Raw genomic sequence first — 14,176 nt, 5'->3', positions numbered from 1 at the left:
AAATCACCCAATTCTTTTTGTCATTATCTAATACCCTGGTAATTCATTCAAGTATTCTGCTTCAGGGCCTGTTCAGCTTCCTGTTTCGCCAGGGTACGGGCAAGAATGGTGGAGTATAGCGGTTTTCCACCCAGGAATTGGGCTAATAGTGTCGCGCCGAGACAGGTAATGATCATTGGCAAAATGAGCTGGTAATTGTCGGTCATTTCCAGCACCAGTACGATCCCGGTCAGCGGCGCGCGCAGGGAGGCCGCCAGCAGCGCCCCCATTCCCGCAACCGCAAACGTCCCCGCATCCAGATGGTAGGCCGGGAACCCTGCCGCCGCCGCCATCCCGAACGCCGTACCCAGCAGCGTCCCAAGTGCCAGCATCGGAGCGAAAATGCCGCCCGGTGCGCCGGAGGAGAAGCACAATACCGTGGTGATGACGCGTGAAATAAACATAAACAGCAGCAGGCCTACGCTGAAATTCCCCGCCGCGGCAATGGGAATCAGGCCGAAACCGCCGCCCGCCGCATTCGGTTCGATAAAGCCGAGGATCCCGCACACGCCGCCAAGCAGGCCTCCCACCAGCACCCATTTCGTGGTATTTCCGCCATGGATGCGCTGAAACATATCCTGCGCCCGTAAAATCAGGGTGTTAAAAAGCGGGCCGACGACGCCAAAAATCATCCCAAGAACCAGATACAGCCATAAAGTATTGACCGGCGCATTGGTCAGCTTGCCAACTTCAATCACCGCACCTTCGCCGTTAAAGACGCGAAAGACAATGCTCGACATAATCACGCCGGTAAACACCGCTTTAATGGAGATCAGGTTGTAGCGGAACTGGGCGCGCATCTCTTCAATAATAAACAGGATACCCGCCAGCGGCGCGTTAAACGCCGCAGACAGCCCCGCGGCGGCCCCCGTCGCCAGCAGCGTATGCCGTGCTTCGGCGCTGCGCATACGGAACAGATCGCCGACCATGCGCCCGACGTTACCGCCCAGCTGTACCGTTGGCCCTTCCCGACCGAGCACCATGCCCGCCCCGAGGGTTCCCATCCCGCCGATAAATTTCACAGGAAGCACCCGCCACCAGCGAACCGGGCGTAGCTCCTCCAGCGCCCCCTCAATTTCAGGGATCCCCGAGCCACCTGCTTCAGGTGCGAATTTACGCACCAGAAAATAGCCCACCATGGCAAACAGTGCTGAAAGGCCAAAGGCCCACACCCAGACCAGCCATTCCCGATCGGCAAAGCTGGCGACGGTACCTATGCGCCAGTTGAGCACCGCGTTGACCGCTTTCTCGAATGCGACCCCCACCAGACCGGCCAGCGTACCAACCACGGCGGCTGCCAGCAGAATGGCTAACGGGGTTTTGTCACGGTTGAGCAGCCGCCGGATACTGACCCGGTGCTTCGCGCGCGTAAACTGTTGTTGTTCAAAAGAAGGCGTGTTCTCGTTCATTACCTGTTCTGTTTCGTCATACAAAAGGCCGCAGGGATTCTACCAGAGACAATCCCATCGTCCCCTGAAAAATACTTAACAATTGTTAAGCCTTCTGAGGGGCAAAAATTTTATAACCTCTTCCGAATCACTTAGAATAGTTGCCTTAACTTATTTCTACGAACCAGGAACGACGCCATGAGCAAGTCTGAAAACCTCTACAGCGCAGCCCGCGAGCTTATCCCAGGCGGCGTGAATTCACCCGTGCGCGCCTTTACCGGCGTGGGTGGCACCCCGCTGTTTATCGAACGTGCGGATGGCGCATATCTGTATGATGTGGATGGTAAAGCCTATGTCGATTACGTCGGCTCCTGGGGCCCGATGGTACTGGGGCACAACCACCCGGCGATCCGCAACGCGGTGATTGAAGCCGCTCAGCGCGGCCTGAGTTTCGGCGCGCCAACCGAGATGGAAGTCAAAATGGCGGAGCTGGTCACCGAGCTGGTGCCAACGATGGACATGGTGCGTATGGTGAACTCCGGTACCGAAGCGACCATGAGCGCTATCCGTCTGGCGCGCGGTTTTACCGGTCGTGACAAGATCATCAAGTTCGAAGGTTGTTATCACGGCCATGCCGACTGCCTGCTGGTAAAAGCCGGTTCCGGCGCGCTGACCCTCGGCCAGCCAAACTCTCCGGGGGTGCCGGCTGATTTCGCGAAACACACGCTGACCTGCACCTATAACGATCTGAACACCGTTCGCGCCGCGTTCGAGCAGTATCCGCAGGAGATCGCCTGCATCATCGTTGAACCGGTGGCGGGCAACATGAACTGTATTCCACCGCAGCCGGATTTCCTGCCGGGCCTGCGCGCGCTGTGCGATGAGTTCGGCGCGCTGCTGATCATCGACGAAGTGATGACTGGTTTCCGCGTCGCGCTGGCGGGAGCGCAGTCATACTACGGCGTTGAGCCGGATCTGACCTGCCTCGGCAAAATCATTGGCGGCGGCATGCCCGTCGGCGCGTTTGGCGGCCGTAAGGACGTAATGGACGCGCTGGCGCCAACCGGTCCGGTTTACCAGGCGGGTACGCTCTCCGGTAACCCGATTGCGATGGCGGCGGGCTTTGCCTGTCTGACCGAAGTGGCGCAGCCGGGTATCCACGAAACCCTGACGGACCGGACGACGCAGCTGGCAAACGGCCTGCTGGAAGCCGCAGAAGACGCGGGTATCCCGCTGGTGGTAAACCACGTCGGCGGGATGTTCGGGATTTTCTTCACCGATGCGAAAACCGTGACCTGCTATCAGGACGTGGTGAAATGCGACGTGGAACGCTTCAAACGCTTCTTCCACCTGATGCTGGAAGAAGGCGTGTATCTTGCGCCGTCAGCGTTTGAAGCGGGCTTTATGTCCGTGGCGCACAGCGAAGAAGATATCAATAACACCATCGACGCAGCGCGTAAGGTGTTTGCGAAGCTGTAAAATGTGCGGCTTGATGCCCTCACCCCAACCCTCTCCCACAGGGAGAGGGAGCAAACACGAAAACGGCAATCTAAGGATTGCCGTTTACTTTTATTACCGACTCTGCTTTCTCAACAGATATATAAAGTACGGCGCGCCGATAAAGGTCGACAGCAGGCCCGCCGGGATCTGATACGGGAACAGCACCATCCTTCCGCACCAGTCAGCAAAGACCAGGATCGCCCCTCCCGTCAGCGCAGAGATCACGATATGCGGCAAAGTCCGGCGGAAGCCCATCATACGGGCGATATGCGGCGCCATTAATCCGACAAAACTGAGCGGGCCGATAGTCATGGTGGCCGTCGCCGTCAGGCACGCGGCCAGCAGCAACAGGGCGATACGCGTTGGCGTCAGCGCCACCCCGACCGCGCGGGCGGTATCCCCACCCAGCGGCAGAATGGTCATCCAGCGACGGCACAGCGGCACAATCGCCAGCAGCACAATCATCACAATCCCGGTATGCACCACCTGACTGCCGGTGGCGTTGTACGTTGAACCGGAAATCCAGGTCAGGATCTGCGCCATGCGCGGATCGCCGCTCGCCTGCAACATCATCAGCAGCATAGTAAACGCGGTGCTGAGCGCCATCCCGGCCAGCAGCATGCGGTGAGGTGAGAACCCCCCTCGCCCGGAGGCGATCAGGATAATCATCAGCGTGACTGCCGCGCCGATACTCCCGGCAGGCATCAGCCAGCCGAACGCATTTCCCGGCACGAGGAACAACATCAACACTACGCCAAACGCGGCCCCGGAGCTGATCCCTAATACTTCCGGGCTTGCCATCGGGTTGCCGGTGAGACGCTGGATAATACAGCCCGCCACCGCCAGCATGACGCCCGCAATCAGCGCGGAGAAGATCCGCGGCCAGCGCCACTGCATAAGTTCATGCAGCAAATCACCCGTCGCCCAGTGCCAGCCCGTGGCGTCGCGTCCCAGCGAGAGTGCGGCAAACGAGGCGATAACCAGCACCGCCAGCCCGGCAAGGCTGAACCACACCACCGACTGACGTTCGGCATGTACTTTATCGCCGGCATCCATTGCCGGGGCGCTAATGCTGCGCAGGCGCGGCAACAGCCACAGCAGCAGCGGCGCGCCGATCAGGGCCGTCACCGAGCCCGTGGAAACTTCCATCCAGACGCGCGCCAGCCAGAGAATGAGTTGATCGGAAAGCCAGAGGATCAGCGCGCCAATCAGCGGAGCCAGCATCAGCCGCGCCAGCAGACGGCGCGCGCCGAGCATTTTTGCCAGCAATGGCGCAAACAGGCCGATAAACCCGATGATGCCGACAGCGTTAACCAGTAACGCGCTCAGCACAATCGCCAGGGTCAGGGCCGCCAGACGCGCCAGCGACAGCGCCAGCCCCAGATTGCGCGCCACGCCGTCATCGAGGCCCATCAACGTCAGCGGACGCAGCAGCAGCAGCGTCAGCACCACGCCGCCGAACAGCTGCGGCCACAGGCGCTGGACGATACTCCAGTCGGTCTGGGTGAGCGTGCCGGTACTCCACATAAACATGCTTTGCAGCTGGTCGTGGTGAAACAGCACCAGCAGCTGGTTGATTGCCCCACAGTAGAGGCTGACGACCAGCCCCGCGAGGATCAGCGTGACCGGCGAGAGACGTTTTCCCCAGGCCACGCCAAAGACCAGCGCACCGACCACACATGCGCCTGCCAGCGCGGCAAACTGCGAGGTTAACGCTCCCGGCAGGGTCCAGAGAGTAGTGATGGTGATCCCCAGCTGAGCCCCCGTCGCCACGCCCAGCGTGGTCGGCTCTGCCAGCGGGTTACGCAGCACCTGCTGAAACAGTACGCCCACCAGTCCCAGTCCCGCCCCGACCAGCAGGGAGATAGCCAGACGCGGCAGCAGGCTGTAGTGGAACAGCATTTGCTGAATATTATCGATATCCGGTGCGGCAAACGCGGCTGCCCACTGATCGCGCGGTAACGCCGTGCTCAGGTTAAAGCCGGTTAACGCCAGGGCAGCCAGAAAAATGAGCGCTAACAGCAACATCGGGAAACGGGCCATCCGCGTGCTCATGCCTTGCCTCCCAGTGCATTGTCCAGCACGCGGGCAAAATGCATTGCCGACAGCGTCGCGCCGTAGAACCATACCGCTGGCGCGCGCAGGAAGCGCTGCTCGCGGACGAACGGCATTGCCTGCCAGAGCGGGGTCGCCATCAGGGTTTGCATTTCGCGCTCGTTCCCGTGATCGAAGCACAGCACGTCCACATCACGAAACGCCGCCAGACGGTCAATCCCCACGGCGGTACTGCCCCAGAATGTCATCTCGCCTTCCCAGGCATTGCGAATGCCAAAGCTGTCGAGCACTTCCTGGAACAGACAGTTATTTCCAAAGACCAGCATATGGCGGGCATCCAGCAGGGTTACCATCAGCAAAGGCCGATCGCCACGGTGGGCAAAGCGCGGCTTGAGGGAATCAATCAGCGCATCAAATTCATCGAGATGTTTTTTCGCCTGAGCCTCACGGTTGAGGAACTGCGCCATCTCGTGGATGGAATTTTTTGCCATGGTCAGCGGCTTTTTGCCGTCGCTGAAGGAAAAGCCCCGTCCGGGCGCAATCTTCGCCATGGTCTCTTCCGACGGGCCATACCCCGCAGACCAGAATAAATAAGACGGTTTCATCTGGGTGAGAAGCTCAAGGTTCGGCTCCGTACGCAGACCGATGTCGATGACGGAGTCCGGCAGTTTTGGCTCATTCACCCACAGGGTGTAGTTGGGAATATCGGCCACGCCGTAGGGCGTCACGCCCAGCGCCATCATCAGTTCGACGGGCAACCACTCCAGCGCCACGATGCGGTGCGGATCGATAGCGGCAGCGCGGGCCGGGCCCATCTTTAACAGCAGCGGTGAGAGCGCCATGGCTGTCAGCAGGCGACGGCGGCTAATGAATGTTGGATCCAGCATCAGTAGACAAAGCTCACGGGTGCAGCACCGGCCGGGTGAGGCAGGATGCCCATAGGAATACCGTAGATATGTTCCAGCGTTTCGCTGCGCATCAGTTCGGCAGGCGTACCCTGAGCGATCATTTCACCGCCGCGCAGCGCTACCAGGTAGTCGCAATAGCGTGCCGCCATGTTGATATCATGCAGAACGGCAATCACCGTCAGGCCGCGCTGCTGGCTTAAGCGATGCACCAGCGCCAGGACGTCAACCTGATGAGCAATATCCAGCGCCGACGTGGGTTCGTCAAGCAGCAGGCAGCGGCTGTCCTGCGCCACCAGCATCGCGATCCATGCGCGCTGACGCTCGCCACCGGACAGGCTATCCACCAGACGGTGCGCCAGCGGTTTTAACCCAACCAGCGCGATCGCCTCTTCCACTTTCTCTCTGTCAGCGACGCCAAAACGCCCGAGCGCACCGTGCCACGGATAACGTCCAATCGCCACCAGCTCGCGCACCGTCATCCCCTCCGCCTGCGGCAACTGCTGCGGCAGATAGGCCACCTTGCGGGCAAAGGCCTTACTGCTCCAGCTCGCCAGCGGCTGATCATCCAGCAATATGTCGCCCCCGGACGGCGGCTGATGACGACCCAGCATCTTCAGCAGCGTCGATTTACCGGAACCATTGTGCCCGATTAAACCGGTCACTTTACCTGCGGGAAACGTCAAAGAGAGCGGATGCAGCAAGGTGCGCCCGGGTACGCGAAAGGAGAGATTGTTGAGCGTGAAGGTGGAGTCGGATTGCGTTTTATTATCCTGCATGTCAGCCAACTTAAATAAAAAGGGCACGGCGAACCGTGCCCAGAAAGAGGTTAGAAGCGGAAGATCGCGGTGGCAACAACCTGGCGTCCTGCTCCCCAGTAGCATGCATACTCGCTGTAGCAGCTGGAGACGTATTCACGGTCAAAGATGTTGTTCACGTTGACGCCGACGGAAGATCCCGGCAGACCGAAGCGCGCCAGATCGTATTTCACGGTCGCATCCGCCAGGGCATAACCCGCGACGTTAAAGGACTCATAGGCTTTAGGCGACGCTGAGGAGTAGTACGTCACCGTGTTACCGATGTAACGCGCGCCCGCACCGACGGTCAGGCCACTCAGCGCCGTCTCGTGGAAGGTGTAATCCGCCCACAGGGATGCCATGTTACGCGGTACTTCTGCCGGACGACGACCTTCATACCAGGTATCGTGGGTATATTCCGCATCGGTGTAGCTGTAGGCCGCCGTTACGTTCACGTTAGCCGACACCGCCGCTTTCGCTTCCAGCTCAAAGCCACGGGAGCGAATTTCACCGCCCTGCACGCTAAAGCCGCTGGTCGGGTTCGCCGGATCGGCGGTCAGGTTGTTGTTCTTGGTCAGCTGATAGACCGCTGCCGTCACCACAACAGGCAGATCTTTCGGAACATACTTCACGCCCGCTTCATACTGCTTGCCGCGCGCCGGATCGAACGGTTTGCCGCCCTGGGTGGTGCCAGAGAGCGGCTCAAAGGATTCACTGTAGCTGAAGTATGGGGTGATCCCGTTGTCGAACAGGTAGTTAATTCCCCCGCGCCAGGTAAATGCCTGATCGTTAATTTCCGCGGTGGTCCCGTTATTACGGTTAAAGGCAGACGTTTTCGCAAAGTCATAGCGGCCACCCAGGGTGAGTACCCACTTATCCCATTCCGCCTGATCCTGCGCATAGAGCCCGGTCTGCTCCTGGCGATTGAGCATGGCATACGGGAAGTTCACATTGACGTTCGCATTGCCGTGCTGCGGATTGTTCATGCTGATCGGATCGGCGGTACCGTAGTCAGCATCAATGTCATTGCGCATACGAAGGTAATCCACCCCCGTCAGCAGCGTATGGTCAACGGCGCCGGTCGCGAATTTCGACTGGAGCTGTGTATCAACCGTGAACGAGTTGAGGTCTTCATCTGAGCGCACGTACGCGCGGCTGATCTGGGCAGGGGCGATATAGCCGTTACCGTAAACTGAACGGTAAAGCGTGTTGATTTTGGTATAACGCAGGTTCTGACGCACGGTGAAGGTGTCGTTGAATTCATGCGCGAAGCTGTAACCCACCATTTTCTGACGACGGGAGATCTTATTGTCTTCATCGCCTTCGTTGAAGTCGGTCGGCAGTTTGTGCGCTTTTCCGTTAGCATCATAGTAAGGCACAACGGTACCTTCACGCGGCAGCCAGCCGTAGTAACCCGCATCCGGATCGCTCTGGAAGTTGCTCAGGAAAGTGAAATCGGTTTTATCATCAGGACGCCAGCTGAAAGACGGCGCAATCGCGTAACGAGTAGACTTCACCATTTCCTGCTGCGCGTTCTCGCTGCGCCCCAGACCGGTCAGACGGTAGGACCACACGCCGTCATCGTCAATCGCGTCGCTGAAGTCAAACCCAGTCTGCCAGAGGTTATCCGTCCCCATTTTGAACTGAATTTCTTTTAACGGTTCCGTGGTTGGCCGCTTGCTGACCATACTCACTACGCCGCCAGGGTGGCTTTTGCCATACAGTACGGACGTCGGGCCTCGCAGCAGCTCTACGCGCTCCAGGAAGTACGGGTCCATCGACGCTTCAGAGTAGTTGTCTCCCTGCAACTTCATACCATCCAGATACTGGTTGGTATTCACGGTGCTGGAGGTCGTGAAACCACGAATCGAAACCACATCGTAAGTTGTTGATGCGCCGCGCGTTGCGAAAACGCTTGGGGTATAGGCCAGCGCCTGTTTAACCGTTCCCGGCTGTTTCATGTCCATCTCTTCACGTGTGACCACGGAAATGGACTGCGGGGTTTTCTCGATCGGTGTATCGGTTTTCGTCGCCGTTGCAGTGCGCTTTGCCGCAATCGTCGGTGCAGGCTCCCAGGCACTTTCCTGCGCTGCCGGTGCGGCAGTCACGGTGATGGTTTCTTCTTTATTGGGAGTTTCAGCGGCCTGTGCGTAAGCAGACATGCCGGCAACCGCTGTGGCTACGACGACTGCGAGTTTACGCAGCGACGTGTTAATTGGCTGAGCAGTATTGGAAAGCGCCATGATGGATCTCTGATGGAAAAGGTGAATGATAACGTAAACGAGAATTATTATTATGACCGCAGAATAATATGCGAAACGCTGACGGCATAGCAAGCGATATGCGGCCCTACAAGAATTGAGGGTTTAAGAAATAACCAGATGAAAATAGCGGGTTAAGAAAGTTAGCGAAATGATCGCTATAAACCCGCCGGAGCGGGTCGAAGAGCATTAACGATAAAAGACTTCAAAGGTCGCCATAGCCTCAACCTTCCCCGCACTAATCTGACCCGTTTTGATGTAACGCGCCTGAAGGGGGATGGTCACAGCTTCATTGGCGCTGACGCTGCTGACTGCCGTATAGTCCTGATCAAAATTCAGAACCGCGTTATTTTTATCCAGAATCTGGATCCCTACGCCTCTGGCGGCACCTTCGCCGCTGGCAATGTCGAGAATATTGCCGTTTGTCACGCCCGTTGAGCCTGTGCTGGTGAATTTGTAATCCACTTTTGTCCCAGCGGCACAACGGGTGATCTCAATCTTAAAGCTGTCATCGGTCAGGATATCGGAATATTGCCCATCGAAATCGCCCGCATGAACGGTTCTGAGCGGGACGTAGATGTTTTTATCCTCCAGGTTGCAGGTATTGGTCGTGATACGCACGCTGGTCGGTGAGAATCGCATCTCGCCAACAACAGCATCATCAAGCGTTTCCCGGGACATCAGACGCGAGGTGTCCAGCATCCCCTCCTGCACATCACCAATCACCACCAGTTGGGCTACTGCACGAAATACAGTCGTAGCATGGGAGTAACCATGTATCATTCCAACCAGATGCCACGGCCTGACTAAATCCTCCTCCAGGTAAGCGGGAAACCTCTCCGTCGATGCCGCGGCGCGGAACCCTATCCCTGGTATATTGGTTTTGTAGACACCAGGCAGCACATCCTCCCGGGCATCGGCGTCCGTTATAGCCAGGTAACCTTTTCGGTAATACACATCACTGCCGCCACAATCTACCGATACTTCCCCACTCTCCGCACTGTGATCGTAAATGATGGTCCCGACGGGCGTATCCGGCTCCAGGTAGATTGTGGGAGGCATCGGGAAGGTCACAACATGACTGCCATGGTCTCCAGAAATGGTGCAAATCGCCCACGCAGGTTGAAAACAAGCGCCTGACATCACAAGCACAACGGCGGCAAAAAACCGTTTAAGAGAAAAAAACTGACTCACACCCTTCCCCTTTTTACTGGCAGCTTATCGTGGTTTTTAAAATGCCGGATACGCCCGAAGACGGTACCTGGACCGCGCCGGAACAGTGTTGCTCCTGTTCTTCTCCCCACTGAACCGTGAACGGAACAACATCACGTAACCCCGTGAACCAGGCTTCACCGTCATCACCGACAATCACCGTGTTATTTTCAAACGTTACCAGAGCGCCAAAAGGCACCGGTTTTCCACGGTATAACAAGGTAATCAAGGCCCGCTGCCCTGAACGCGCATCAAAGTTCGCCATCATGGCCGCCCCTTTGGTCGGCACTACATCCTGCGTCGCCATTTCGATGTCCAGATCGTCACGATCCTGGGTGTTCACGGTGATGCCATTATGACGATAGGCCGTAAGCGTCGGGACAATCGCATTGCCAAAATAGTCGGTATAAATCCCGCGTCCGTTCTGGACTTTAACGTTGTTGCCCCCTTTGATATGCACGATGGCAAAGGCGTCGCGCACGGACTGCCCGAGCGTCACACCATGCTCATGGGCAACAACAGAGCCTTTCGCGCTGTAATTCCACTGCCTGTTGCTGCCGCCGTAGCTGTAACCCAGCCCAACCTCGCCAGCCGAGCCTCGGTAGCGCCCTGAAAGACTGGCGCCGTACCCGACATTGTTGCTGGTATAGCTCTGCTGAAGGTTGTAGCTGAGGTTATTGTCCTCCAGCGCCGTTCCGCCGATACCGGCCTGGTGAGAGGTATATCCGCCGCTGGCGGTATTCAGGCTGTAGCTTGCCCATGCATTTGGCAGCCAGTGGGAGAAAGGAATGTTGACCATCAGCGCCATCTGCCTGTCATTGTCGGCATCCGGGGTGCGGGTCAGGTTATAGCTGACAGACCAGGTGATATCGTGCCAGCTTGAGCTAAACCCGGCGCTCACGCTGCGCTCGCTGCCGCTCATATCCCAGTAGTGCTGTTGATAGGCGTTAATATAGGTGGAGCCCCAGTCTCCCACTCGCTGAGAAAGGTTAACCTGCACACGGCTGCGACGGTTATTCATCCGGCGATAGGTGTAGATCCCGTCGTCAATGTGGCTGTCGCGCTGGTCGATCGCCTCCTGAAAGGTGTAAAACCCGGAGGTAGAGTAGCGATAGCTCGCCAGCGTGACCGTGGTGTCGGTATCAGGAATATCTTTCGAATACTGCGCGCGCCATGACAGGCCGCTGGCGGGATCTCGTCCGTCGTCAAATACGGTATGCGCGGCGGTCACATCAACCGATGCCGAGCCGTAGCGCCCCAAATCCGCGCCGACGCCGGCCAGAAACGCATTGTAGAGGGATGCCCCCAGCGCGCCGGTATAGACCGTAACGCCGTAAGGGAGGCCATAAATCGCTGTTCCCTGAACAAAAGCAGGCTCTTCTTCTCCTTCGTTACCGCGAAACGTACCTGCTGCCAGGGAATATTTAAACGCCCCTTCTCGCTGAAGAATGGGTACCGAGGCGCTGGCCTGAATAAAGCTATGTTCGCTGCCGTCGGCTTCTTCTACGGTCACTTCGAGATCGGTCCCGGAGGTCACCTGACTTAAGTCGCGAATTTCGAAGGGGCCGGGTGCGACGTTGGTCTGATATACGGTATAGCCATTTTGTTTGATGGTGACCTTCGCATCGCTATTAGCTATACCGCGAACTACAGGGGCAAAACCCTGCTGACTGGTTGGCAACATTGAGGTATCGGTTTCAAGCTTTATGCCCGTCATCTGAACGCTGTCAAATAACTCGCCGTTGGTCGCGGTCTGGCCAATCTCCAGCTGGCTTCGCAGAGCTTTAATGTCACGTTGCAGGCTGGTGCTGATGGCATCCCAGCCGGAGGTATCACTCCAGGTGCTGTTGTTACGCAGTCGCCATGCGCCAAGGTTTATGCCCGAATTCAGCCCCAGCCAGGTGGACCTGTTTTTTCCGGAATCTGTCTCCTGCTGCGAACCGCTGACCTGGTAGCTGGCCCAGGCGGCTGATGCTCCGTCATCCCAGTATTTGGGGTTGATCGTCCCTGCCGCCGTTTGGTCGCGATAAATCTGCGGAATAACCAGGCTCAGGGTTTGATTATCCTGATTAAAGTCGTACTGCGCCCCTTCAATGAAATGCGAGATATCTTCTACCCGGGCGCTATCATCCAGTTCTTTCATGTCCGGCAGGGTATCTACCTTAAGACCAAAATCCCGGAGATCGGCCTTGGTGAATTCGGGCAGCAGCCTCTGCTTGTCTTTTGAAAGAACAAACGTCACGGTCCGTTTATCGATAATGTCTCGCCCCCATTTGATGGTCACTGGATAGCTTCCGGCCAGTAAGCTGTTATTACCGATGAAATTTTTAAGCGTAGAAGTGTTTTCCAGCGGCGTATCCAGCTCAAGAATGCGCAGGTTGAATTCGTCGTCCGCATTTGCAGGCTGGAATAACGCCAGCATGGCTAACGCGACCCCATTCAGAACCGATCTGTAATATGAGAACGACGACATACGCTACCAACATGATGATTTATAAAGCCTGCTGCTTCTGACGGGTTTGCGCACCATGGTCGTTAATGGCCGTCCATGTGACAGCCCCCCTGGCGCCTGCGGGTAAGGTGAACGTCTGTTCGCTGTAAGGCGCAACCATCATTGCCACCGCACCGGGGATGGATTTTGTTTCAACGACAGGCACGGCTTTCCCCCCCACGGCCAATTCGCCAAAGGAGACATAGAAAGGCGTAGGGTTTTTCGCAACAAGCTGCGTCCCCTGACGGTGGAAAGTGATCTTTTCCCATGCCTCAAGCGCATCAGATTCTTTTAACTGCGACGGACGCCAGAACAGTTTGAGCCGCGTCTTCATTGCAAACTGCAATGTATTTTTATCCTTCAGCTCAGGGGCAAGCGCGGAAACAGATTTCACGTTCGCAACAAAGAGTGACTCACGATCTTTTGGAAGCGCGTTTTTATCGCCGGTATAAATAATATGTAAAAGCGTTTGGCGATTTTCCTGCAATTTATAAACCGGAGGCGTAACAACAAAAGGCGCTTTTGTAGCGTCAGGGTTACTGACCCAACTTTGAACTAAATAACGGGTATGCAAATCTTTATTTTTTAGCGCAATCTGCACTTCAGATTTATTCGATGGATAAACAATACGGGTGCCACCCAGAACAATACTGGCCTGCGCGGAACAGCAGCCGAGCAAAACGCATCCGCATAATACTTTTAAAAACGTATTCATAATAGGTAAACCCGAAAGGGGCAGCGATAGGCCACTGCCCCGAAAAAGTTAGCGATACATAACCTCAAATGTCGCGGAAGCCGAGTAATGGCCTGCGGTTGGCAAAGTATCACCGACCTGGATGACATTCGCGGTATAGTTAAAAACAGAGGCCGTCGTGCCGTCAGGGTTGTTGATTACATCCGTCGCGCTGTCAGGAACAGAGCCGTTAAACAGCACATCTCCATTTCCGCCGTTTTTATTGGTTACGGTGATCCCAACATGAGTAGCATTACCTTCGCCCGTCAGATCGTTTTGCAGACGCTTATAGGCTGCATCCGTTGTGGTACCGCTAAATTTAAGGTTCAGTTTAGACACCAGAGGGTCACAGCCTGACACTTCAATTTTGAAATCTTTAGAGGTGCCAATTTTTCCATCTGTGCCATAGTCAGACGGATAGGTGTCAGCAAACGTAACGGTTGATACCGTTGAGTTGGAATCATCAACATTAACGACACAGGTATCAGCAACAATTTTACCCGCGAAATTGACGGTACCAGAATCACTCGCCATAACAGGCAGCGATGAAACAGCCATAATACCTGCCGCTAAAAAAGTGCACCGAATCTGCTTTTTCATCCAATATTCCTTATAAGAGATAAACATACGATTCCATTCCTGCCGAAACAGAGGAGCAGAGAATAATTACAGCAAAATGTAATAAGTTAATCTTTAAATAACATTTCACCCTGTGCACAATTAAATCAGAATCGTCTCAACTTCGTCTACCGCATGAAAACTTCTCTCACAACCTGTTCTCATTAACCTCTTGAT

General features: G+C 56.2%; 10 protein-coding genes. 1 reads left to right on the top strand and 9 read right to left on the bottom strand.

Going from position 1 to position 14,176, the window contains the following annotated elements; translation table 11 throughout:
• Positions 1-47: 47 nt before the first annotated feature.
• Positions 48-1,448 carry a H(+)/Cl(-) exchange transporter ClcA gene (gene clcA, locus ACNQ0W_RS17030; protein ID WP_017383743.1) on the bottom strand — a complete coding sequence of 467 codons (1,401 nt, stop codon included), beginning with the start codon at positions 1,446-1,448 and terminating at the stop codon, positions 48-50.
• A gap of 177 nt (positions 1,449-1,625) precedes the next feature.
• Between clcA and hemL the strand changes: the two genes are divergently transcribed.
• Complete coding sequence (gene hemL, locus ACNQ0W_RS17025) at positions 1,626-2,906, top strand: glutamate-1-semialdehyde 2,1-aminomutase (RefSeq protein WP_015572714.1); 1,281 nt, start codon at positions 1,626-1,628, stop codon at positions 2,904-2,906.
• A 93-nt stretch (positions 2,907-2,999) separates the two neighbouring features.
• Here hemL and fhuB read toward each other — a convergent pair whose 3' ends face one another.
• From fhuB to ACNQ0W_RS16985, 8 genes are all read right to left on the bottom strand, one after another.
• Complete coding sequence (fhuB, locus tag ACNQ0W_RS17020; RefSeq protein ID WP_049134018.1) at positions 3,000-4,982, bottom strand: Fe(3+)-hydroxamate ABC transporter permease FhuB; 1,983 nt, start codon at positions 4,980-4,982, stop codon at positions 3,000-3,002.
• A complete protein-coding gene (gene fhuD / locus ACNQ0W_RS17015; RefSeq protein WP_047051285.1) occupies positions 4,979-5,869 on the bottom strand; it encodes a Fe(3+)-hydroxamate ABC transporter substrate-binding protein FhuD in 891 nt (296 codons plus the stop codon). The genes fhuB and fhuD overlap by 4 nt, the downstream gene beginning before the upstream one ends.
• The gene (gene fhuC / locus ACNQ0W_RS17010; protein ID WP_032652619.1) at positions 5,869-6,666 is read right to left on the bottom strand and encodes a Fe3+-hydroxamate ABC transporter ATP-binding protein FhuC; all 798 of its coding nucleotides are present in this window, start codon (positions 6,664-6,666) and stop codon (positions 5,869-5,871) included. Before fhuC ends, fhuD begins: the two co-directional genes overlap by 1 nt.
• A 50-nt stretch (positions 6,667-6,716) precedes the next feature.
• Positions 6,717-8,927, bottom strand: coding sequence for a ferrichrome porin FhuA (gene fhuA / locus ACNQ0W_RS17005; RefSeq protein WP_062932323.1), 2,211 nt, complete (start codon positions 8,925-8,927; stop codon positions 6,717-6,719).
• Between the two features lie 207 nt (positions 8,928-9,134).
• A complete protein-coding gene (locus ACNQ0W_RS17000; protein ID WP_235143918.1) occupies positions 9,135-10,139 on the bottom strand; it encodes a fimbrial protein in 1,005 nt (334 codons plus the stop codon).
• A gap of 13 nt (positions 10,140-10,152) precedes the next feature.
• The gene (locus ACNQ0W_RS16995) at positions 10,153-12,630 is read right to left on the bottom strand and encodes a fimbria/pilus outer membrane usher protein (RefSeq protein WP_417933218.1); all 2,478 of its coding nucleotides are present in this window, start codon (positions 12,628-12,630) and stop codon (positions 10,153-10,155) included.
• A 19-nt stretch (positions 12,631-12,649) separates the two neighbouring features.
• The gene (locus tag ACNQ0W_RS16990) at positions 12,650-13,363 is read right to left on the bottom strand and encodes a molecular chaperone (protein WP_062932325.1); all 714 of its coding nucleotides are present in this window, start codon (positions 13,361-13,363) and stop codon (positions 12,650-12,652) included.
• Between the two features lie 48 nt (positions 13,364-13,411).
• Positions 13,412-13,981 carry a fimbrial protein gene (locus ACNQ0W_RS16985; protein WP_062932495.1) on the bottom strand — a complete coding sequence of 190 codons (570 nt, stop codon included), beginning with the start codon at positions 13,979-13,981 and terminating at the stop codon, positions 13,412-13,414.
• Positions 13,982-14,176 lie beyond the last annotated feature (195 nt).

This window comes from Enterobacter cloacae complex sp. 6730903 (genome assembly GCF_048283985.1).
Classification (GTDB): domain Bacteria; phylum Pseudomonadota; class Gammaproteobacteria; order Enterobacterales; family Enterobacteriaceae; genus Enterobacter; species Enterobacter hormaechei_C.
Note: the sequence above shows the minus strand (reverse complement) of the source record. Positions and strands in the feature narration are given on the sequence as shown.

Coding starts and splice junctions, on each gene's coding strand:
- clcA (WP_017383743.1), bottom strand. CDS start 1,448: ATGAACGAGAACACGCCTTCTTTTGAACAACAACAGTTTACGCGCGCG.
- hemL (WP_015572714.1), top strand. CDS start 1,626: ATGAGCAAGTCTGAAAACCTCTACAGCGCAGCCCGCGAGCTTATCCCA.
- fhuB (WP_049134018.1), bottom strand. CDS start 4,982: ATGAGCACGCGGATGGCCCGTTTCCCGATGTTGCTGTTAGCGCTCATT.
- fhuD (WP_047051285.1), bottom strand. CDS start 5,869: ATGCTGGATCCAACATTCATTAGCCGCCGTCGCCTGCTGACAGCCATG.
- fhuC (WP_032652619.1), bottom strand. CDS start 6,666: ATGCAGGATAATAAAACGCAATCCGACTCCACCTTCACGCTCAACAAT.
- fhuA (WP_062932323.1), bottom strand. CDS start 8,927: ATGGCGCTTTCCAATACTGCTCAGCCAATTAACACGTCGCTGCGTAAA.
- ACNQ0W_RS16995 (WP_417933218.1), bottom strand. CDS start 12,630: ATGTCGTCGTTCTCATATTACAGATCGGTTCTGAATGGGGTCGCGTTA.
- ACNQ0W_RS16990 (WP_062932325.1), bottom strand. CDS start 13,363: ATGAATACGTTTTTAAAAGTATTATGCGGATGCGTTTTGCTCGGCTGC.
- ACNQ0W_RS16985 (WP_062932495.1), bottom strand. CDS start 13,981: ATGAAAAAGCAGATTCGGTGCACTTTTTTAGCGGCAGGTATTATGGCT.